This is a genomic window from Exiguobacterium sp. s6 (assembly GCF_018618155.1).
In the GTDB taxonomy this organism is placed as follows: domain Bacteria; phylum Bacillota; class Bacilli; order Exiguobacteriales; family Exiguobacteriaceae; genus Exiguobacterium; species Exiguobacterium mexicanum_A.
In genome coordinates, this window is sequence record NZ_JACSLN010000001.1 from 1,832,307 (window position 1) to 1,852,323 (window position 20,017).

At 54.8% G+C, this 20,017-nt stretch carries 18 protein-coding genes and 1 other RNA gene; 7 read left to right on the forward strand and 12 right to left on the reverse strand.

Going from position 1 to position 20,017, the window contains the following annotated elements:
• Positions 1–24: 24 nt before the first annotated feature.
• From alaS to KNP75_RS09505, 3 genes are all read right to left on the reverse strand, one after another.
• Positions 25–2,664: an alanine--tRNA ligase gene (gene alaS / locus KNP75_RS09495; protein ID WP_034776913.1), complete on the reverse strand. Its 2,640-nt coding sequence runs from the start codon at positions 2,662–2,664 to the stop codon at positions 25–27.
• 310 nt (positions 2,665–2,974) lie between these two features.
• Positions 2,975–5,182, reverse strand: coding sequence for an SF1B family DNA helicase RecD2 (gene recD2, locus KNP75_RS09500; protein WP_251128225.1), 2,208 nt, complete (start codon positions 5,180–5,182; stop codon positions 2,975–2,977).
• Between the two features lie 70 nt (positions 5,183–5,252).
• Positions 5,253–5,939: a magnesium and cobalt transport protein CorA gene (locus KNP75_RS09505; RefSeq protein ID WP_215190263.1), complete on the reverse strand. Its 687-nt coding sequence runs from the start codon at positions 5,937–5,939 to the stop codon at positions 5,253–5,255.
• 118 nt (positions 5,940–6,057) lie between these two features.
• Here KNP75_RS09505 and KNP75_RS09510 point away from each other — a divergent pair, with 118 nt between their 5' ends.
• Together KNP75_RS09510 and KNP75_RS09515 are read left to right on the forward strand one after the other, a co-directional pair.
• Entirely contained in the window at positions 6,058–6,606 is a 549-nt protein-coding gene (locus KNP75_RS09510; protein WP_235420143.1) for a VOC family protein, read from the forward strand.
• 334 nt (positions 6,607–6,940) lie between these two features.
• On the forward strand, positions 6,941–7,387 hold the full coding sequence (locus tag KNP75_RS09515) for a hypothetical protein (protein WP_215190264.1): 447 nt from the start codon (positions 6,941–6,943) through the stop codon (positions 7,385–7,387).
• A 44-nt stretch (positions 7,388–7,431) separates the two neighbouring features.
• Here KNP75_RS09515 and KNP75_RS09520 read toward each other — a convergent pair whose 3' ends face one another.
• The 4 genes from KNP75_RS09520 to cymR are packed head-to-tail and all read right to left on the reverse strand — an operon-like array spanning position 7,432 to position 10,788.
• Complete coding sequence (locus tag KNP75_RS09520) at positions 7,432–8,097, reverse strand: tetratricopeptide repeat protein (protein ID WP_215190265.1); 666 nt, start codon at positions 8,095–8,097, stop codon at positions 7,432–7,434.
• Between the two features lie 4 nt (positions 8,098–8,101).
• On the reverse strand, positions 8,102–9,223 hold the full coding sequence (mnmA, locus tag KNP75_RS09525) for a tRNA 2-thiouridine(34) synthase MnmA (protein ID WP_034776905.1): 1,122 nt from the start codon (positions 9,221–9,223) through the stop codon (positions 8,102–8,104).
• A gap of 3 nt (positions 9,224–9,226) precedes the next feature.
• Entirely contained in the window at positions 9,227–10,363 is a 1,137-nt protein-coding gene (locus KNP75_RS09530; protein ID WP_215190266.1) for a cysteine desulfurase family protein, read from the reverse strand.
• 17 nt (positions 10,364–10,380) lie between these two features.
• Positions 10,381–10,788, reverse strand: coding sequence for a cysteine metabolism transcriptional regulator CymR (cymR, locus tag KNP75_RS09535; protein ID WP_021066920.1), 408 nt, complete (start codon positions 10,786–10,788; stop codon positions 10,381–10,383).
• Between the two features lie 60 nt (positions 10,789–10,848).
• Between cymR and KNP75_RS09540 the strand changes: the two genes are divergently transcribed.
• A complete protein-coding gene (locus KNP75_RS09540) occupies positions 10,849–12,156 on the forward strand; it encodes a replication-associated recombination protein A (protein ID WP_034776901.1) in 1,308 nt (435 codons plus the stop codon).
• A gap of 23 nt (positions 12,157–12,179) precedes the next feature.
• Here the strand turns inward: KNP75_RS09540 and KNP75_RS09545 are convergent, their stop codons facing one another.
• The 3 genes from KNP75_RS09545 to KNP75_RS09555 all read right to left on the reverse strand — a co-directional run bounded on the left by KNP75_RS09545 (position 12,180) and on the right by KNP75_RS09555 (position 14,518).
• Positions 12,180–12,947, reverse strand: a complete 768-nt coding sequence (locus KNP75_RS09545; RefSeq protein WP_034776899.1) for a tRNA threonylcarbamoyladenosine dehydratase — start codon at positions 12,945–12,947, stop codon at positions 12,180–12,182.
• Positions 12,948–13,041: 94 nt separating this feature from the next.
• Positions 13,042–13,228: non-coding RNA, 6S RNA (ssrS, locus tag KNP75_RS09550), on the reverse strand.
• Positions 13,229–13,303: 75 nt separating this feature from the next.
• On the reverse strand, positions 13,304–14,518 hold the full coding sequence (locus tag KNP75_RS09555; RefSeq protein WP_215190267.1) for a DASH family cryptochrome: 1,215 nt from the start codon (positions 14,516–14,518) through the stop codon (positions 13,304–13,306).
• A 344-nt stretch (positions 14,519–14,862) separates the two neighbouring features.
• Here KNP75_RS09555 and KNP75_RS09560 point away from each other — a divergent pair, with 344 nt between their 5' ends.
• Positions 14,863–15,507 (forward strand): YczE/YyaS/YitT family protein, encoded by a 645-nt coding sequence (locus KNP75_RS09560; protein ID WP_215190268.1) that lies wholly within the window; start codon positions 14,863–14,865, stop codon positions 15,505–15,507.
• Positions 15,508–15,554: 47 nt separating this feature from the next.
• Here the strand turns inward: KNP75_RS09560 and KNP75_RS09565 are convergent, their stop codons facing one another.
• Entirely contained in the window at positions 15,555–16,589 is a 1,035-nt protein-coding gene (locus tag KNP75_RS09565) for a zinc-binding dehydrogenase (RefSeq protein ID WP_215190414.1), read from the reverse strand.
• Positions 16,590–16,680: 91 nt separating this feature from the next.
• Complete coding sequence (locus tag KNP75_RS09570) at positions 16,681–18,393, reverse strand: ABC transporter ATP-binding protein (RefSeq protein ID WP_214752572.1); 1,713 nt, start codon at positions 18,391–18,393, stop codon at positions 16,681–16,683.
• 119 nt (positions 18,394–18,512) lie between these two features.
• Between KNP75_RS09570 and KNP75_RS09575 the strand changes: the two genes are divergently transcribed.
• The 3 genes from KNP75_RS09575 to KNP75_RS09585 all read left to right on the forward strand — a co-directional run bounded on the left by KNP75_RS09575 (position 18,513) and on the right by KNP75_RS09585 (position 19,990).
• Positions 18,513–18,863, forward strand: a complete 351-nt coding sequence (locus KNP75_RS09575) for an iron-sulfur cluster biosynthesis family protein (protein WP_034776892.1) — start codon at positions 18,513–18,515, stop codon at positions 18,861–18,863.
• Positions 18,836–19,054, forward strand: coding sequence for a hypothetical protein (locus KNP75_RS09580; RefSeq protein WP_214797082.1), 219 nt, complete (start codon positions 18,836–18,838; stop codon positions 19,052–19,054). Before KNP75_RS09575 ends, KNP75_RS09580 begins: the two co-directional genes overlap by 28 nt.
• Positions 19,055–19,138: 84 nt before the next feature.
• A complete protein-coding gene (locus tag KNP75_RS09585; protein WP_215190269.1) occupies positions 19,139–19,990 on the forward strand; it encodes an alpha/beta fold hydrolase in 852 nt (283 codons plus the stop codon).
• Positions 19,991–20,017 lie beyond the last annotated feature (27 nt).

The following is a 20,017-nucleotide window of genomic DNA, read 5'->3' on the forward strand; positions in this document are numbered from 1 at the left end:
TTTCCGTTTGCACTTCACACTCTATTATGCCAGTGATTGAACGTAATGTGAAGCAAACTTCAATGCTTCATCCAGTTTTGTCGCATCACGGCCTCCGGCTTGCGCCATGTCAGGACGGCCTCCGCCGCCTCCGCCACAACGTGTCGCCACTTCTTTGATCAATTTCCCGGCATGGAAGCCACGGTCGTTCAAGTCTTTTGTCACACCTGCGACGAGGTTGACCTTGTCGCCGTTCGCCGAGCCGAGCAAGATGACGGCCGAGCCGAGCTTGCCTTTCAATTCGTCGACCATACCACGGAGCGCGTCCATATCTTGTCCGTCGACGCGCTTAGCGATCAATTGGACATCACCGAACGTCTCGATGGCGTCTGTGAGTGACGACGCTTCGATGTTGGCGAGTTTCGCTTTGAGCGATTCGCTCGCTCGTTCGAGTTCTTTCATTTCAGTTTGAAGCGCTTGGACACGCGTCGGCACTTCAAGTGGTTTTGTCTTGAGCAGTTTTGCTGCCGTCTCGAGCGTCTCGATGTGCTGGTTCATCACTTCGTAAGCACCAGCTCCTGTGACCGCCTCGATGCGACGTGTACCGGCTCCGATTCCTGATTCCGACAAGATTTTGAAGAGACCGATTTCCGCCGTATTGCCGACGTGGCAACCACCGCAAAGTTCGACCGAGTCACCGGCAGCGACGACGCGGACGACATCCCCGTACTTCTCACCGAAGAGCGCCATCGCACCTTTCGCTTTCGCATCGGCGATGTTCATTTCTTCGATATCGACAGCGATTGACGCCCAGATGCGCTCGTTCACTTGACGTTCGATCGATTGAAGCTCTTCAGCCGTCACTTGGCCGAAGTGCGAGAAGTCAAAGCGAAGACGGTCTGGTGTCACGAGTGAACCTGCTTGGTTGACGTGCTCACCGAGCGTGTCTTTCAACGCGCGATGCAACAAGTGCGTCGCTGTGTGGTTTTTGATGATCGCTTGACGCGAATCGAAGTCGACCGTAGCCGTCACCGCGACTTCTGCCTTGGCGACACCTGACGTGACCGTGACCGTGTGCAAGTTTTGGCCATTCGGTGCTTTCGAGACGTCTTTTACGTGAAGGACGAAGTCCGACCCGACGATTTGTCCTTTATCGCCGATTTGACCGCCGCTCTCAGCGTAGAATGGCGTCTGATCGAGGATGACTTGCGCTTCTTCCCCTGCTGCGACGACGTCAACGAGCTCTCCATCATGAATCAAGCTGATGATTTTCGCTTCCGTTCCGAGGTTCGTGTATCCGACGAATGATGATGGAAGCGTAATTTCTGCAAGAACGCCTGACTGGATTTGCATCGACTCAACGTCGGCACGGGCAGTCCGAGCGCGTTCACGCTGGGCGTTCATCGCTTGTTTGAATCCATCCTCGTCGACCGTCAATTTGTGGTCTTCGGCGTACTCGATCGTCAACTCGAGCGGGAAACCGTACGTATCGTAGAGACGGAACGCATCTTCACCGCTGATGACGTTCGAACCGGCCGCTTTTTGCGCTTTCGCGACTTCGTTCAAGATAGCGAGACCATCATGGAGCGTCTCGTGGAAACGTTCTTCTTCATTCTTGACGACTTTCTTGATGAAGTCTTTCTTCTCACGGACTTCAGGGTAGAAGTCGACCATGATGTCGCCGACGACGTCGACGAGCTCGTACATGAACGGACGCTCGATGCCTAGCATCTTCGCATAGCGGACGGCACGGCGGAGCAAACGACGAAGCACGTAGCCACGGCCTTCGTTCGATGGGAGCGCCCCGTCTCCGATCGCGAACGAGACGGTGCGAATGTGGTCAGCGATGACTTTGAACGCCACGTCTTTGCTGCTGTCGGTGCGGTACGTCTCGCCGCTGATTTTCTCTGTCTCGCGGATGATTGGCATGAACAAGTCCGTGTCGAAGTTCGTCGGTACGTCTTGCATGACGCTCGCCATCCGCTCGAGACCCATACCTGTATCAATGTTTTTCCGTGGGAGCTCGGTATAGTTGCCGTGCCCGTCATGGTTGAACTGACTGAAAACGATGTTCCAAATCTCAAGGTAACGCTCGTTCTCGCCGCCCGGGTATAGTTCTGGGTCGGTCGGGTCGTCGCCGAACGCAGGTCCGCGATCGAAGAAGATTTCTGTGTTCGGGCCAGACGGGCCTTCCCCGATTTCCCAGAAGTTCTCTTCGAGTGGGATGATGCGGTCGGCCGGCACGCCAAGTGCGAGCCAAAGTTGTTTCGCTTCTTCATCTTCCGGGTGAATCGTCACGGACAAGCGATCCGGGTCGAGCCCGTACCATTCGTCGCTCGTCAGAAGTTCCCAGCCCCATTTGATCGCGTCTTCGCGGAAGTAATCACCGACCGAGAAGTTCCCGAGCATTTCGAAGAACGTATGGTGACGCGCCGTCTTCCCGACGTTCTCGATATCGTTTGTCCGAATCGACTTCTGCGCGTTGACGATGCGCGGGTTGGCTGGAATGACACGGCCGTCAAAGTATTTTTTGAGCGTCGCGACGCCTGAGTTGATCCAAAGAAGCGTCGGGTCCTCGACCGGTACGAGTGAGGCACTCGGCTCGACACTGTGTCCTTTTGATTTGAAGAAATCTAAATACATTTGGCGAATCTGTGCGCCAGTTAATGGTTTGAGCGGTTTCATCAACAATTCCTCCTTCAGTTTAAACGAAACGAAAAAAAGCGATGCTCATCCCTGTGGAAAGGGACGAAAGCATCGCTTCGTGGTACCACCCTCGTTCGCACGGCAAAGCCGTGCCTCGAACATCCGATAACGCGGATGAGACGCCCAGGGTGAGTGGGGACTCCAGACTAGCTTCGGTCGACCGGACCCCCATCTTCTCACAGCCTAGGAAGATGTCTCTGGTGAGGCGGTTACGACGTACTCATTTCCTTCATCGTCTTTAATCGTTTCAGTTTTCTATTCGTCATTATCACACGTCAATCGGGAGACGTCAAGACTTGCCGCCTAGCCGCTCGACGAGTTTCGTCCGCCGCACCGGCTCTTCTTCTCGCGTCGCCGCCTCGAGCGCACGGACGTCTCCGAATAAGAGCAAACTCTTCTTCGCCCGGGTGACGGCCGTATAAATCAAGTTGCGCGACGAGCGGAAGCCGCCGTTGAAGAAGACGGGCATGAGCACGATCGGGAACTCGGACCCTTGTGACTTATGGATGGTGATGGCATAGGCGTGGGTGAACTGGTCCCATTCGCTCCGGTTATACTCGACCTCGGTCTGATCGAAGCGGATATAGATTTTGTCGACCTTGTCGACGTTTTCTTTCGCATAGAAAATGTTCGTGATTTCACCGATATCGCCGTTATAGACGTTCTCCTCGGCGTTATTGACGAGTTGGAGCACTTTATCCCCGTTTCGGTACGTCCGGTTGCCGTGTTTCACTTCCCGGGCCGCCGATTTCGGATTGAACACGTTTTGGAGCGCCTCGTTCAATCCGTCGATGCCGCATACCCCACGGTACGTCGGCGCGAGCACTTGAATATCGAATGGGGAATAACCTTTTCGCAGCGCGGCCCCGGCCATTTGACAGATCGCCTGGAGTGCCGTCTCTTGGTTGGCCGTATAAAAGCGACGGTCCGGCAGTGCCGCGAGCAAATCGTCCGGCATCTGTTTCGCGTTGAGTGCGTGCGCCAGACGCAGGATGCTCGACTCGGACGCCTGCCGATGGACGACATCGAGCCGGACGACAGGAATCCCGTCGGTCGCCATCAAATCGGCGAGCACTTGGCCCGGTCCGACCGAAGGCAATTGATCCCGGTCACCGACGAAGAGGATTTTCATCCCGTTCGGCACTGCCCGAAGCAGGCTGCGGAACAAGAAGATATCAATCATCGACGCCTCGTCGACGATGAGCACTTTTCCGACGAGCGGATTCGTGTCATCGACTTGGAACGAGCTACCATCAAACTTTAAGAGACGGTGAATCGTCGAGGCTGGCAAGCCCGTCGACTCACTGAGCCGTTTCGCGGCCCGGCCGGTCGGTGCGGCGAGCACGAACGGGAACGGTTGGTTCTGTACCGGTTCGAGCTTCCAGTCGAACACGTCGCTGAGCGCGTGGATGATACCGCGGACGACGGTCGTTTTACCGGTCCCGGGTCCGCCTGTCAGCACCATGAGCGGCGACTTCAAGGCAAGCTCGATTGCCTCACGTTGCTGCTTGGCATACTCGATCGAGAACATCTCCTCGACGCGACCGACCGCATCAAAGATTGTCGTCATATCGACGTCTTCCGTCGTCGATGTCGACATGATGCGCGCGAGTTCCTCGGCCGCTTTTTGTTCGGCCCGGTACACGCGTGGATGATAGACGACCCCGTCCTCGACGATGACTCGTTCGTCATTCGCGAGCGTCTCGAGCGCCGAAACGAGTGCCTCGCCCGGATCACCGCCGATGATGCGCGGCATCTCACTCGCGAGCTGATCGGCCGTGACGAACAAGTGCCCGTTCCCTTGCTCGAGCTCGAGCACGTACAACACGGCCGCCGCGATCCGTTCCGGGTGAATCCCTTGGATGCCAAAGTGGGCGGCGATGGCGTCGGCCGTCTTAAAGCCGATGCCTTGAACGTCATACATGAGGGCGTATGGATTTTTCTCAATCGTCTCCATCGCCCGACCTTCATACTCTTTATGAATCTTCGAGGCGAGTCGTGGTGTGACGTCGAACGGCGCCAAAAACAACAGCAACTGATCGACCCCATACAACACGTTCAACCGCTCGGTGATGACACGGGCCTGCTTTTCTTTCAAGCCGTCGACGTTCGACAAGATACTCGGATGCTTGACGATTTGGTCGATGCAGTCGTCTCCAAGTGCGTCAGCAATCTTTTGGGCCGTCTTTTGTCCGATTCCCGGGAAAGAGCCGTTCGTCAAAAACCGGACTGCCGCCCGTTTCGTCATCGGGACGACACGGCGGATCCATTCCGCTTTCATCTGTTTCCCGAATCGGGGATGGTCGACGAGACGCCCGTGCGCTTTATACGTCTCGCCTTTTTCAATGCCGACGCCGACACCGGCGATGACCATCTCGGTCTCGTCTGTCTCAAAGTTCTTTTCTTTTATACGTACGAGCGCGATCGTGTGCGCTTCTTCTTCCGATTGAAACAGGACGCGGATGACTTTTCCTGTCAACTCGTAAGGTGCTGCCATCATTCGAGCCACCTCCAGCTAGTTTTCCATCCCCCATTATAGCCCGAGTTTGAACGGTAGGACAAATCGCCTAACTGAATAGGTTGAGGATGCGCTCGAGCTGGTCGAGGTCGACACGTTCAAGAATCCGAATCAGCTGATCGACATCGATTCGGTTCAAGATGCGCTCAAGTTGCTCCAAGTCCACGGTTTCAAGCAGTCGTTCGAACCGTTCCAACTCCCCCGAATTGACATAACCTTCGAGCCGTTCGAACAGCTCGGTCCGCTCGACACGAAACAGTTGCTCAAGCGATGGTCGCTGAATCAACAGCACAAGTCCCGCGGCGATGACGTGGACGCCCCAGTTCAACACGACGTGACCGAGCCGTACCGTCTGTCCGACGAACGGGACGAGCGGGATGAACGACAACTGCAACACGATGATCCCTAGCTGGACGTACGGGTTCGGGATGAACCAAGCCACGAGGGCAAGCAGGGCCGGGACGACCCACGCCACCCCGACCGCTCCAAACGTCACGGGCCAGGACTTGTTCGCCGACAATACCCAATGCATGACGACACCGATCACAAAAAATGTCGCAAACAAGAGTAACAGCACGGTCGTCGCCCGTTCCGACTCGACGACGACCCGGAACAAGAGATTATTCGTCCACTCGCCCGTCGCGAGACGATTATCGACTTCGATGAACAGACGACCGAGCATGAACCATTCGATGATGAAAAAAATAACGACGCTGACCAAACTAAACATCCGCATATGATTTCTCCCCTCTCACATTGCTAATCCATTTCCCGAACACTCGGGCGGCTATGCACGTTTTTCGTCGAATCAAAGCGGGAACTGTTCGAGTGAACCTATGAAGGAGGGATTATGTATGACGAACCGTATTCCAATCAGTGGCCTGTGTGAACTCGTGTTAGAAGTGACCGACATGACCGAGGCCGTCGATTTTTGGCACGGCAAGCTCGGACTGCCCGTCGTCGAACAATGGGTCGGTGATGATGCCGAGCCGAGCGAGGCACAGGAGCACGCGGACGAACCTTGGGCGACGTGGCTCTATGTCGGTGGGAATACTCGCCTCGGCCTTTGGCTGAAACGAGATTTCACGTCAGAAGAAGAATCGAATCGCCAAGAGGACGTGACCGAGTGGGACACGCTCTATGATGAAGGCGGCGCCCACGTCCACTGCGCATTTTTCGTTCCGATGGAGTCGTTCGACCAAGCGCTCGAAGTGTTAGAGGCGTCAAACATCCCGACGAAACTACGGACGTGGGACGAGGACGAGACGGTCAACGGTAAAGAGCGCTCGGCTTACTTCAAAGACCCGAGCAAGAACGTGATCGAGCTATACACGAAAAATATGGACGAGGCCTACGGTGAGTTCGCCGGCGAGCCCGTGAAGATCACGACGAAACAGCTCTGATTCACATGTACGCTCGACAACCTACATGATACGATGAGAGAAAATGGAAAAGGTCGTGCCATATGCGTTTCTTCCCGCTTTTCCTCATGGCTTGTTTAGGCTTGCTCACCTTTGGGCTGTATTTTGTAATCGATGCGTTTCCCACGCTCGATCGACCCACTTCGTTTGCAGCGTTGGCGTTCGTCTCATTCGGGACGAGTTTCCTGATCTTGATGGATGGTGTACGACGAGCCAAGTCCGGAAAGCGTGTCTTGTGGAGCTACCTCGCGCTCTCCGGCACGCTGGTATTGATGACTTTTAATCTTTTGATTTGGGTCATCGGGGAGGTGTCCTCATGACGCTCACCCTCCCTGAATGTATCACCGGCTTTTCATACGGCGACTGTTCCGCCCCAGGGTCGGATTGGAAGACGTTCAAATCGATTTGTTTTGAGTTCACCCGGATTAAACGAGGAATATGTTCCTTTACCATTGGGGACGAAATCACTCCGAATTATCACCAGGCGAGTATCACATGGAGTGAGCAAACCATCTATGTCCTGCTCAGCAGAAACTATCCTGTCATCGGCATCTCAAAATATGAACCGTTTCAGTACGAGTATATCGATGTGCCCGAACTGACCGATTTGTTTCCTGATTTATATCAAATCCCATCAGCGGCGGAGTTGAATGAGCGGTTCGATTTGTCGCTACAGCCGTTTCTGAACAAGGCGGAACGCGGAGAAATCGAATATTGGGAACCAGAAACAATTGGTAACGTCATCTTCCATTATTGGGACTAACAAAAAGCGCCTCTCGCAAACACTGCGAGAAGCGCTTTATTGATTTAGTTACCGAGCAGCTCATCCATTTTCGCTTTCGCGTCATACGCGAGCGCATGGTCCGGTTGCAACTCGAGCACGCGTTCAAGCTCGGCGTACGTCTTGTCTTGTTCTCCGAGGAACGCGTAAGCGATCGCCAAGTTGTAGCGGGCGTCCGTATGGCTCGCGTCGAGGTCGAGCGTATGCTCGAGCGCTTCGACGGCCTCGTCGAGCTGTTCGTTCTGTGCGAGCGCGAGCCCGTACTGGAACGAAATCTCGACGTCTTCTGGCGCCTGCTTCATCGCCTCGCGAAGACGTGGCAACGCCCGGACGAAATCGCCCATCGCCTTGTACGTCAAGCCGAGCATGAAATGAAGGTCGGCGTCGTCCATCCCGGCAAGGAGCGCCTGACGAAGCGAAGCCTCCGCCAAGTCGAGCTGTTCGAGCTCATAGGCGAGCGCTCCCTTCGCATAATGCGCCGCGCCGAACGCGTTGTCGAGTTCGAGCGCCTTATCGTAAAAGACGATGGCCCGTTCATGGTCACCGATCGCTTGCAGGAGCGTACCCATATTGACGTAACCAGTCGGGTCGGTTGAGTCCGCTTCGATGGCAGCGTTGAACTGCTTGGCCGCCTGTTCGAACTCACCTTGTTGCATCGCTTGGATGCCTAATTCGTTTGCGTTCAAAATCATCACCTCATCCGATATAGTCGAGTCGTTTTCCGTTTCGATACGCTTCGTCAATCGTCGCACCGCCGAGGCAGATGTCGCCATCATAGAAGACGACCGCTTGGCCCGGTGTGATGGCGCGTTGCGGCTCATCAAATTTCACGAGCACTTCGCCATTTTCAAGTGGTGCGATTGTCACAGGTACGTCTTGTTGACGGTAGCGGAATTTCGCCGTCGCCCGGAACTCACCTGTTGGGACGGCACCTGTCCATGACAACTTCGAGGCGAGCAACGCGTCCGAATAGAGCGCGTCATGATGGAACCCTTGGCCGACGTAGAGGATGTTTTCTTCCACGTTTTTGCCGACGACGAACCATGGGTCCCCGTCGCCGCCGATGCCGAGGCCGTGGCGTTGACCGAGCGTGTAATACATGAGCCCGTCATGGTTTCCCTTTTGTTCCCCATCGAGCGTCTGCATGATGCCTGGTTGTGATGGCAAATACTCCGAGAGGAACTCTTTGAAGTTGCGCTCTCCGATAAAGCAGATGCCCGTCGAATCTTTTTTCTTCGCTGTCGCGAGTCCCGCTTCTTCGGCGATGACACGGACGTCTTTCTTGTCCATATGACCAATCGGGAACATCGTCCGCGCGAGTTGGTCTTGTGACAACTGGTTCAAGAAGTACGTTTGGTCTTTGTTGTCATCTTTCCCACGAAGAAGTCGATGCTCACCGTCGACGTACTCGACCCGTGCGTAGTGACCGGTCGCGACGAAGTCGGCACCGAGGCGAAGCGCGTGGTCAAGGAACGCCTTGAACTTGATTTCCTTGTTACACATGACGTCCGGGTTCGGCGTCCGTCCGAGACGGTACTCGGCCAAGAAGTATTCGAACACGCGGTCCCAATATTCTTTCTCAAAGTTGACCGCATAATAAGGGATTCCGATTTGGTTCGCGACCGCGATGACGTCTTCATAGTCTTCGGTCGCCGTACAGACACCGTTCTCGTCCGTATCATCCCAGTTTTTCATAAAGATTCCGATAACGTTATACCCTTGCTCTTTCAGCAAATGGGCCGTCACCGATGAATCGACGCCGCCTGACATCCCGACGACGACCGTCGTCTCGGCAGGGGCTTTTGTGCGTAAGTTCATGATTTATCTCACTCCGTTCGTGAATGTCGAGACGACCTCAGAGAGTCGTTCGGCGAGCCGCTCCACGTCTGCGACCGAGTTGCCATGTCCAAAGCTGATGCGGACGGACTGTTTCGTCCGATCCGACGTCCCGAACATCGCCGTCAAGACGTGTGACGGTTCAATCGACCCTGCCGTGCAGGCACTGCCGCTCGAGATGGCAAAGCCGCGCATGTCCATCATGATGAGGAACGGTTCAAGTTCGATGCCCGGGAGATACAAGTTGACGATGTGCGGTAAGCGGTTCGCCCCGTTCACGTCATACTCGACTCCGAGTTCATCGAGTCGCTTGAAGAGCGCCTCGGTCATTTGCTGGTACGCGCCCACTCGTTCGACCTGTTCGATTTTGGCCAGTTCGGCTGCTTGTTGGAACCCGACAGCACCCGGAACGTTTTCCGTGCCGGCTCGACGTTTCCGTTCTTGTTGTCCTCCAAAAGAACGCGTCGCTAATTTTACACCTGTTTTTATAAAAAGAAAACCGATACCTTTCGGGCCATTGATTTTATGGGCCGAGGCCGACAATAAATCGACCCCGAGCGCCTTGACGTCAATCGTTTCCGTACCGAGCGCTTGGACGGCATCCGTATGGAAGTAAGCCTGATGGTTGGCGAGGAGTGCACCGATTTCCGCAATCGGTTGAAGTGTGCCGACCTCGTTGTTGCCGTACATGACCGAGACGAGGATCGTATCGTCCCGGAGCGCAGCACGAACGGAGTCAAGCGTCACCGCACCCGTCGCGTCGACATCGAGATACGTCACGTCAAAGCCTTCCCGCTCGAGTTGCTCCATCGCGTGCAAGACGGCGTGGTGTTCGACTTTCGTCGTGATCACATGTTTGCCTTTATGTTGATTCGCGTAAGCCGTACCGAACAACGCATAGTTGTCCGACTCGGTGCCGCCCGATGTGAAGACGATCTCGTTCGGGGTCGCCCCGATCCACGTGGCGAGCGTCCGGCGCGAAGTATCCAGTGCGGCGCGCGCCGTCCGTCCGATGCCGTGGATACTCGACGGGTTGCCATAATGTTCGAGCATATAAGGTGTCATCGCTTCGAGCACTTCCGGACGCATCGGCGTCGTTGCGGCATGATCAAAATAGTTCATATTCGTTCACCTCATCTTTATATATAGAACATATAGCCATCAGAATCTTCTTCAGCGAGATCGGCGAGTGTCGTCTCTTCGAGCACTTTCTCGATCGCCGCTTTGATTTTATCCCAAAGCTTCCGTTTCACGGCATCGTCCGCTTCTGAGTCTTCGACGATTGTGAGCGGCCCTTCGAGCAAGCGGATGATTTCTCCCGCCGTGATGTCCGTCGCCGGTTTGACGAGCTGATAGCCGCCGTACGCCCCGCGGACGCTCTTGACGAGACCGCCGTTGCGAAGTGGACCGATCAACTGCTCTAAGTAATGTTCCGGCAAGTCATGCCGGGCCGCAATCTTTTTCAAGCTGAGCGGTTTGTTGTCCGTTTCCCGGGCCAGTGCGATCATGATCGTCAATCCATAACGACCTTTTGTAGATATTTTCATCTTCATGTCTCCTTCTGCTATACTAGTCGAACAAACGTTTGTCGAAAGGAATGTGTACGTATGAGTGATTTATTCCAGCAATCGAATAGCGGCCCGCTCGCCAATCGGATGCGGCCTGAAACGTTAGACGAAGTCATCGGTCAACGCCACATCATCGGCGAAGGCAAATTGCTGCGGCGGGCCATCGAGGCCGACCGCCTCGGCACGATTATCTTGTATGGACCGCCGGGAACGGGCAAGACGACGCTCGCCCGCGTCATCTCGAATTATACGAAAGCGACGTTCGTGCAATTGAACGCCGTCACGGCCAAACTCGATGAACTCCGGAGCGTCATCCGCGAGGCCGAGTCCCGGTTTGATTTTGAGCAAGAACGAACGATTTTATTTTTAGACGAGATTCATCGTTTCAATAAACTGCAACAAGACGCCCTGCTCCCGGCACTAGAGGCCGGGAAGCTCATCTTGATCGGGGCGACGACCGAAAACCCGAGTTTTGAGGTCAACGCGGCGTTGCTGTCGCGCGCGACCGTGTTTCGGCTCGAACCGCCTGGACCAGACGAACTTCGTGTCGTCTTGGAGCGGGCTCTCGCTGATAAAAAGGGACTCGGCAACTATCCCGTCCAAATCGAGGAAGCCGCCGTGGACCATTATATCAAAATGGCGGACGGTGACTACCGTGTCCTGTTGAACGCCCTCGAGCTGGCCGTATTGACGACGCCCGAGGTCGATGGCAAGATTCAAATCACACTCGACGTGGCCGAGGAGTCGATTCAACAAAAAGCCATCAAGTACGACAAGACGGGTGACCGGCACTATGACGTCATCTCGGCGTTCATCAAGTCGATTCGCGGCTCGGACCCGGACGCGGCCCTGTACTGGCTCGCCGTCATGATCGAGGCCGGCGAATCACCGCGCTTCATCATGCGCAGGCTCTATGTGCATGCGGCCGAAGATATCGGGCTCAGTGACCCGAACGCGCTCGTCATCGTCGATGCGGCCGCTCGCGCGAGCGAACACGTCGGTTTCCCCGAGGCACGGATCCCAATGGCACAGGCCGTCCTATATCTCGCGACGGCACCGAAATCGAACGCGGTCATCACCGCCATCGATAAGGCGATTCACCACGTCCGGACGGTCGAAGGCGGTCCGGTACCCGTCCATCTCCGTGACGCGCACAGCCCAGGCGCCCGCGAGCTCGGCAACGGTGCCGGATACAAATACCCGCACGACGAGAAAGACGGCTACGTCGCGCAAAACTACTGGCCGGAGAACTTGGCCCGAAAACGTCCTAAATATTATACACCGACGAGCCGTGGCTTCGAGCAACAGCTGCAAAAACGACTCGATTATTGGGAAAAACGACGCTGACTCTTTTGAGCCGCGTCGTTTTTTCATTTCTGGATGCGGTTGATCTCGACACCAGCTGTCTCAAGCATTTGGTTGATGACATACCCTGCTGCGACGAGGCCGGCGACCGATGGGACGAACGCGTTCGAACTCGGCGGCATCTTCGCTTTACGGATCGGGGCATCTTTCTTCCCGACGACCTCGTTCACGTCTTCGCGTGTCACGATCGGCGACTCGTCTGAAAAGACGACCGGGACGCCTTTATGGATGCGCTCTTTACGAAGACGCGTCCGGACCATTTTGGCGATCGGGTCGTATGTCGTATCCTTGATGTCGACGACTTTGATGCGCGTCGGGTCCATCTTGTTGGCCATGCCCATGCTCGAGATGACCGGGATGCCACGACGTTTGCACTCGACGATCAAGTGGATCTTATAGATGATCGTGTCCGAGGCATCGATGACGAAGTCGAGGTCTTGCGCAAAGAATTCCTCGAACGTCTCTTCCGTGTAGAACATTTTTAATTTGACGAGCTCGAGCTCAGGGTTGATATCGAGGAGGCGTGTCGCCATCGCTTCGACTTTCGGTTGCCCGACCGTCGACAAGAGCGCGTGAATCTGGCGGTTGACGTTCGTGATATCGATATCATCTTTATCGACGAGCACGATTCGTCCGACGCCACTGCGTGCGAGCGCCTCGGCCGCGAACGACCCGACACCGCCGACACCGAGGATGGCGACCGTCTTCCCTTTCAATGTTTCTAAACCTTCTTGACCAATGGCCAACTCATTACGTGAAAACTGGTGTAACATACTCTTCCTCCAAATGAATCCTATTTTCTCACACTATTTTACTCGGAATTATAATCAAAAAAAAGACGCCTAGCGACGTTTTACAATAAAATCGATGGGACCCGGAGTGCCGTGACGATGCCCTGCTTTTGAACCTGCTTAAGCAGGTGGGTGACCTAGCGTCCCCTTCACAAGTCCTCCTGCACGTGATGAGGCAGTTGATCTGGATAGCAGTTCGGTCTCCCGTATTCAAAGTGTTGGCTCAAAATAACGAAGGCGGCTCTCGTACACCTCAGGTATCCCATCTGTTGACCTTACTATAGCACTGTCTGTAAAAAGAAGTCAATCAGAAACGATGACTTCTCGTGACAGTTTCGTCACAACCACATGTTACGAAACGCACCGGTCGGGTCGTACGTGTCTTGTTGCCGACTGACGTTGAAATGCCGGTCGCGTGAGTCGTTGCCGACACCGGCCTGGTACGCCCAATTACCGTAGTTGCTCGCGACATCATAGTCAATTAGCGTCGATTCGAAATAGGACGCGCCGATGCGCCAGTCTTGCCCGAGTTCTTTCGCGAAGTAGCTCGCGACGATTTGACGGCCCCGGTTCGACATCCATCCCGTCGCGTTCAACTCACGCATGAACGCATCGACAAAGTCGACGCCTGTCTCACCCGCCTGCCAACGCGCGATGACGTCAGGGTCGACGCGCCACGTCTTTCGTTTCGAACGGATGCCTTGGGCCCGGAAGAGTCGTTTCCCTTGCTCGAGTGCGACCCATTGGAAGAAATCACGCCAGAGCAATTCAAAATAGATCCAATACGTCGACTCGTTCGCCCCGTGTGACCGCTCATGTTGCTCGAGCTCGTGTAGCACCCGGCGCGGTGAGAGCGACCCGTTGGCGAGATAAGCCGACAGCTTCGACGAGTCGTCGACTCCGAAGCCGTTTCGTGTCTCTTTATACGTCCGGATTGGCCCCGCCAAATAGGCCGCGAGCCGCTCCCGCCCTGCCCGTTCCCCGCCCTTGAACGGGAACGCGGTATGCTTGCCCTGCTCGGCCCGTTCATAGGCGACAGGGAAATCAATCGGATATGCTTCCCCTTCACGCGTCCGGTCGAAGCGCTTTTCCGGTCTCGCATCAGCTTCGACAGCTTTTCGAAACTCAGTGAAGAGGAATGGCATGCGCTCGAACGGGATTTCTGCCCGCGGATAGAGCGTGAAGCCGTCAAACGCCTGACTCGAGCCGCGCCACGCGGTCATGATTTCTCGTTCGCGCAGCCGTTCGTTAAAGCCGATCGATCGCTGGAACAATAGCCGGTCGTTCGGGTCGAGCACGTCGAGCGGATGCCCGACATGGACGAACAGAGGGATGCCGAGCGTTGCGAGCGACCCGCCTAAATCTTCGAGCGCCTCGTTCAAAAATTGGAGCCGTCTCGGTCCTAGCGGGGAATGCCCGAATCGGTTCTCTGAGAGCTCATCTTCCCGGATGAAATAATGCCCTTCAATCGTGTCCTCGTGCCGGAGCGCCTCCTCGAGCGGACGATGGTCATCGACCCGCAAATCGTTTTGATACCAGATAATCGTCTTCATTGATTTCGCCTCCTGACCTCATTATGGGTCATGAATGCTTGTCTTACATAAGGTGAAGCTGTCCAAAACATGTTTTCATTTCCGCAACGGGTGGAATATACATCATTAGAAACAGAAAGGGGTGCAGCAATATGGCTAGAAAAGGTAAATTTGGTACACTCATTAAAGTCGCGACAGCGGTCGCACCGTTCGTCTACGATTACTATAAAAAGAACAAAGCAAAAAAAGCTTCGACACCTAAAAAGTGAGCAAAGCGCTTCGGACTTCGTCTGAGGCGTTTTTTTCTTGTCGTGAAACCAACTATGATATGATGATGGAACATTTTAGGAATCGAGGCGACGAACATGCACGCGGTATGGGTACAATCTTTACGAATCAGCTTGAAGTGGACGTTGTTCATGAGCGGTCTATTCCTGCTCGCCCTCGGGTCATCGATGATGATCACGGCCGACCTCGGCGTGTCGACGTGGGACGTGCTCCATCTCGGCCTCGCCCGCCACACGCCGATTTCCGTCGGGACGATCATCTTGCTCGTCGGTCTCTTGCTCGTCTTCTGCAAGTACATACTGGACCGGATTCGGCCCCAGTTCGGGACGCTCGTCAACGCCGTCTTCGTCGGGGTGTTCATGAATTTGATTCTCGAGCGCCACTGGTTGCCGCAACTGGAAGGCATCGCGCTCAATATCGCCTGGCTCGTTTTCGGCATCTTCGTCATCGGCATGGGTGCCGGCTTGTACGTCGCTATCGGCTACGGGGCCGGCCCACGGGACGGATTGACACTCGCCTTGGCCGACCGGTTCAACACGTCGGTCCGCATGATGCGGACGTGGATGGAACTGACGGCTTGCCTCATCGGCTGGGTACTGGGCGGACCTGTCTTTTTCGGGACTTTGCTGTCGATTTTCTTGATCGGTCCGTTCTTCCAGTTTTGGCTTGAACAGTTCCGGCGTCTCGTCTCGGTCATCGACCGGGCGAAAGTGGTGGCATAAGAAAGAGAGGAAATCGGATGTCAGCGTCCGGTTTCCTCTCTTTTTGGTTATGGGACGAGGACGATCTTCCCGAACTTGCCGCGCTGTTTGAAATACGTCTGCGCATCCCGTGCCTCAGCGAGCGGGAACGCCCGGTCGACGATCGGCCTGACCTTACCAGCTTTAATCGCCTCGAGCATCGTTTGGAACTCCGCGCGTGTGCCGAGCACGGAACCGTACATGGTGATGTGTTTCAAATACATCGTCCGGAAGTCGAGGTTCGTCTGTTGTCCCCCGGCCGAACCGGAAATACAGAACTTGCCGCCATTCTTCAACACCTTGAGCGCTGTCGCGAACAAGGCATCGCCGACGACATCGAGCACGGCATCGACCGGTCCTCCGTTCGCCTCGAGAATCTCATCGGCGAGCCTCTCGGAGCGGTATGAAAAGACATGGTCCGCCCCAAGATCCTTCAGCTTCGCTTCATCTTTCAAGTCCCCGACGATGGCGAACACGTTCGCCCCATGCACGTTCGCCGCGATTTGGACGTTGAACGAACCGACGCCACCGCTCGCACCCGTGACGACGATCGTCTGCCCCGGCTGAATCTCAATCTGTTCGTTCATATGCCACGCCGTCAACCCGCTCACCGTGAAGACGGCGCTATCGACGAAACTGTCGAGCGGCATATCGAAACAGAGCTCTGCCGGCCAGACGACATATTCGGCGTATCCGCCGTCGTACTCGGAGCCGATGAACGACATATCGTCAGCGATATGCTCGTCCCCTTCCGGCCCGCTCGATGTGAACGGGAATAGGACGACGCGGCGTCCGACCATCGTCTCCTCGACCCCACTGCCGACCTCTACGACTTCACCCGTGATATCGGAACCAGGAATACGCGGGAATTGGACCCCTTCCGGCCGCCAGCCCGACTCTTTGTCCGTCCCATACGCGCCTTCTCGCATCCAAATCTCGGTATTGTTAATCCCGCACGCCTTCACGCGCACGAGCACTTCCCCTTGTTTCGGGCTCGGAATGGGGACATCGACGACCTGTAATTGATCGACGTCCCCGTAACCGATGACTTGTACGGCTTTCATCACTTGTTTTCCTCCTCATAACCACTATTTGCTTGTCTATACCCAACTAACGCACGACAGCCACCAAAAATTATTGGTGGCTGCCCATTCCTTATAGTTGTTGGCGTCTGAGCAATCCGGCGAACACGCCGCCTTTCATGCTCAATTCATCGTGCGTCCCGTCCTCGACGATGCCGTCAGCGGTAACGACGAGGATGCGGTCAGCATTCTTCACCGTCGCCAAACGGTGGGCGATGATGAGCGTCGTCCGGTCAGCCGCGAGTTCATTGAGCGAGTCTTGAATGATTGCTTCCGTCTCCGTGTCGAGCGCGGACGTCGCCTCATCTAATATCAAGATCGGCGGATTTTTGAGGAACATGCGGGCGATGGCGATCCGTTGTTTCTGACCGCCCGACAGTTTCAAGCCCCGCTCCCCGATTTGCGTCTCGAGACCATGCTCGAGCTCCTCGACGAGCGAGTTCAAATGCGCCTTCTCGACCGCATGCATAATCTCCGCGTCGGTCGCGTCCAGTTTTCCGTAGGCGATATTCTCACGGAGCGTCCCGGCGAACAAGAACACGTCTTGTTGCACGATCCCGATTTGGCGGCGCAGACTCTCTTTCGTCATATCACGGATGTCCATGCCGTCGATTGTGATTTTCCCACTCGTCACATCATAGAAACGCGGGATGAGCGAACAGATTGTCGTCTTCCCGGCCCCGCTCGTACCGACGAGGGCGACCGTCGTTCCGGCCTTGATGTCGAGGTCGATGTCGGTCAACACTTGCCGATAGTCCGAGTAGCCGAACGAGACGTTTTGGAAAGCGATGTCGCCTTTAAGCGTCTTGACGTCGACGGCGTCCGGACGGTTCTCGATGTCCGGGGCCTCGTCGAGGAGTTGCGTGAATCGTTTGAAGCCCGCCATCCCTTTCGGGTACATCTCGAGGAGGGCCGTGATTTTCTCGATTGGCTTGATGAGCAAGTTCATATAGAGGATGAACCCGACGAGCTGACCGTATGAGAGTTGACCTTGATACGTCAAATATGCGCCGTAGACAAGGACGAGCAGCGTCATGAGCCGCGTCGTGATGTAAATCCCGGCGAGCGACTTACTCATGACCCGATACGCCTCGATTTTCGAGCCGCGATAAAAATTGTTGTCTTTCTGGAAGCGGTTGATTTCGAACGTCTCGTTCGTGAACGATTGGACGACGCGTGCCCCAGAGACGCTGTCCTCGACACGGGCGTTCACTTCGCCGATGTTCGTATACATCTTTTGCCACGCCTTGTTCATGTTCTTGTTGGCGTACGTGATCATGATGACGAGGAACGGCACGGCGACGACCGTCACGAGCGCGAGTTGCGGGTCGATCGAGAACATGATCCCGAACGCACCGAGCAGCGTCATGATGGCGATGAAGAAATCTTCAGGCCCGTGGTGCGCCACTTCTCCGATATCGAACAAGTCGTTCGTCACCCGACTCATCAAATGGCCGGTCTTGTGGTTATCGAAGAACCGGAACGACTGTTTATGGATATGGGTGAACAGCTCTTCCCGCATATCGGTCTCGATATTGATGCCGAGCTTATGCCCCCAATAGTTGACGACGTACTGCATCATCATGGCGAGTATGTAAAGGATGAGCAAGCCGATGCTGATGATGATAATCCAGTTCCATTCCCCACCTGGCAACAAATCGTCGATGAACCATTGCACGGCGAGCGGAAAGCCGAGCTCGAGCAGACCGACGAGAATGGCGAACGAGAAATCGAGGATGAATAACTTCTTATGTGGACGGTAATAACTAAAAAAACGTGAGATCATTTCGTTTCCCCCTTCTAAACAAATAGTTTACGCCTTTTTGCAGGAAGTGGAAAACGGGAAGCACGTCTTTTTCAATCTTTTTTCCAGCGCGGTATAATAGACATAAGGAGCTGATTCAAATGAACGTACAAATTACAGAACGCGCCCAAGAGCGGATTGACGCTTTAAAAGGCGACCGTAAGGGACAGATGCATTTGTTTTATGAGACGGAAGGTTGCGGCTGCGGCAATAGCGGCATCTTCGAGATTCGCTACGTGACCGAGACGACACCGGAAGACGTCGAGATTGATTCGAACATCGGCCCTATCCTCATCAAGAACTGGACGAAAGTGTTTCTCGACGAAGACATGATCATCGACTATCGCGAAGATAAACGATCGCTCGTCTTGAAGAGCAACGGCCAAGTATTCAACTCGAACTTGCTCGTGACCGACGGGACCGGTTGCCAGTTGAACGTCCCGAGCCGATGAAACAGGCGTTACGAGACCATCCGAGCCTCTGGCTGTGGTTCATCCTTAGCTTCGGGCTCGGCTTGTTCGGCATCTACCTCGCTTTCACCGACTCCGTCTATACGATGACGGCCGTGATCGCCTCGCTGTTCGCCTTTGGCTTTGCCCTGCAGCGGACGGCAAAGAAGATGAATGACCAAAAGGAAAATTAACCACAGATAAAGAATGAAGAGAAGGTGTCGGACAATTCGGTCGGCCCTTCTTTTTTAATACATATGATTTGGAGGGATTTTAAATTGAAACGCTATATGATTCATTGCCAAGACATCGATGTCCGCGTCACCGAATGGGGCGATCGCGACAAGCCGGTCATCTTTTGTTTGCATGGCCTAGGCAGTACAGCACTCAGTTTCATCGAAGTTGCGGACAAACTGCAACACGACTTCCGCATCCTTGCGATTGATGCACCGGGTCATGGGATGTCCCAATCTTTCCAGGATGACCATGCATACGACTTCCCCCGCTTTTGTGAGTGGCTGAATCAAGTGCTCGATATGCTCGATGTGAATCGATTCTATTTCCTCTCCCATTCCTGGGGGTCTTTCGTCCACCTCTACTATTTGATCAATCAAGGCGATCGCGTTGACGGTTCGATCTTGATCGATGGCGGGTATCAGAGTAAACGGCTGCGCGGACGCTCTTCGGAGAAAGAGGCGGCGTATTACGAAACAAATTTTGAAGATTTTTGTGAGACGTGGGACGAATTCGAATCGATTGCAGTGTACGATGGCATCTCGAGACGTTCCTCTCTCCTAGACTTGGCCGCTCAAGATCTTGCCGTACATAGAGACAATCGCTACTATTGGCACGCCAGAGGAAAAACTGGTGCAGCCATCATTCGATCAATGTATCGCGATGAGGTGCTCGATTTTTCGAGCCGGGTGCAATCGAACTCGATCATCCTGTTACGGGCGACGCTTCCAGAATCAGATGAGTCCTTTAAAATCGATGCATCAAGTCAGTTCGCCGAATTGACCGGTGCCGTCGTCAAAGCCGTCCCATCCGCTTCACACATGCTCCATTGGGAAAATCCAGACCACGTCGTTCAAGAGATACGTGAAAATTGGGTGACGTCTGTCTCGCTATAAGTATGAGATCGGATGGACTCGCATAAG

Bases quoted from the DNA above. Each gene is read 5' to 3' on its own strand.
- KNP75_RS09555 (WP_215190267.1), bottom strand. From the start codon at position 14,518: ATGAAGACGATTATCTGGTATCAAAACGATTTGCGGGTCGATGACCAT.
- KNP75_RS09540 (WP_034776901.1), top strand. From the start codon at position 10,849: ATGAGTGATTTATTCCAGCAATCGAATAGCGGCCCGCTCGCCAATCGG.
- KNP75_RS09565 (WP_215190414.1), bottom strand. From the start codon at position 16,589: ATGAAAGCCGTACAAGTCATCGGTTACGGGGACGTCGATCAATTACAG.
- alaS (WP_034776913.1), bottom strand. From the start codon at position 2,664: ATGAAACCGCTCAAACCATTAACTGGCGCACAGATTCGCCAAATGTAT.
- KNP75_RS09505 (WP_215190263.1), bottom strand. From the start codon at position 5,939: ATGCGGATGTTTAGTTTGGTCAGCGTCGTTATTTTTTTCATCATCGAA.
- KNP75_RS09560 (WP_215190268.1), top strand. From the start codon at position 14,863: ATGCACGCGGTATGGGTACAATCTTTACGAATCAGCTTGAAGTGGACG.
- KNP75_RS09575 (WP_034776892.1), top strand. From the start codon at position 18,513: ATGAACGTACAAATTACAGAACGCGCCCAAGAGCGGATTGACGCTTTA.
- recD2 (WP_251128225.1), bottom strand. From the start codon at position 5,182: ATGGCAGCACCTTACGAGTTGACAGGAAAAGTCATCCGCGTCCTGTTT.
- KNP75_RS09520 (WP_215190265.1), bottom strand. From the start codon at position 8,097: ATGATTTTGAACGCAAACGAATTAGGCATCCAAGCGATGCAACAAGGT.
- KNP75_RS09570 (WP_214752572.1), bottom strand. From the start codon at position 18,393: ATGATCTCACGTTTTTTTAGTTATTACCGTCCACATAAGAAGTTATTC.
- KNP75_RS09545 (WP_034776899.1), bottom strand. From the start codon at position 12,947: ATGTTACACCAGTTTTCACGTAATGAGTTGGCCATTGGTCAAGAAGGT.
- mnmA (WP_034776905.1), bottom strand. From the start codon at position 9,223: ATGAACTTACGCACAAAAGCCCCTGCCGAGACGACGGTCGTCGTCGGG.
- KNP75_RS09530 (WP_215190266.1), bottom strand. From the start codon at position 10,363: ATGAACTATTTTGATCATGCCGCAACGACGCCGATGCGTCCGGAAGTG.
- cymR (WP_021066920.1), bottom strand. From the start codon at position 10,788: ATGAAAATATCTACAAAAGGTCGTTATGGATTGACGATCATGATCGCA.
- KNP75_RS09510 (WP_235420143.1), top strand. From the start codon at position 6,058: ATGACGAACCGTATTCCAATCAGTGGCCTGTGTGAACTCGTGTTAGAA.
- KNP75_RS09515 (WP_215190264.1), top strand. From the start codon at position 6,941: ATGACGCTCACCCTCCCTGAATGTATCACCGGCTTTTCATACGGCGAC.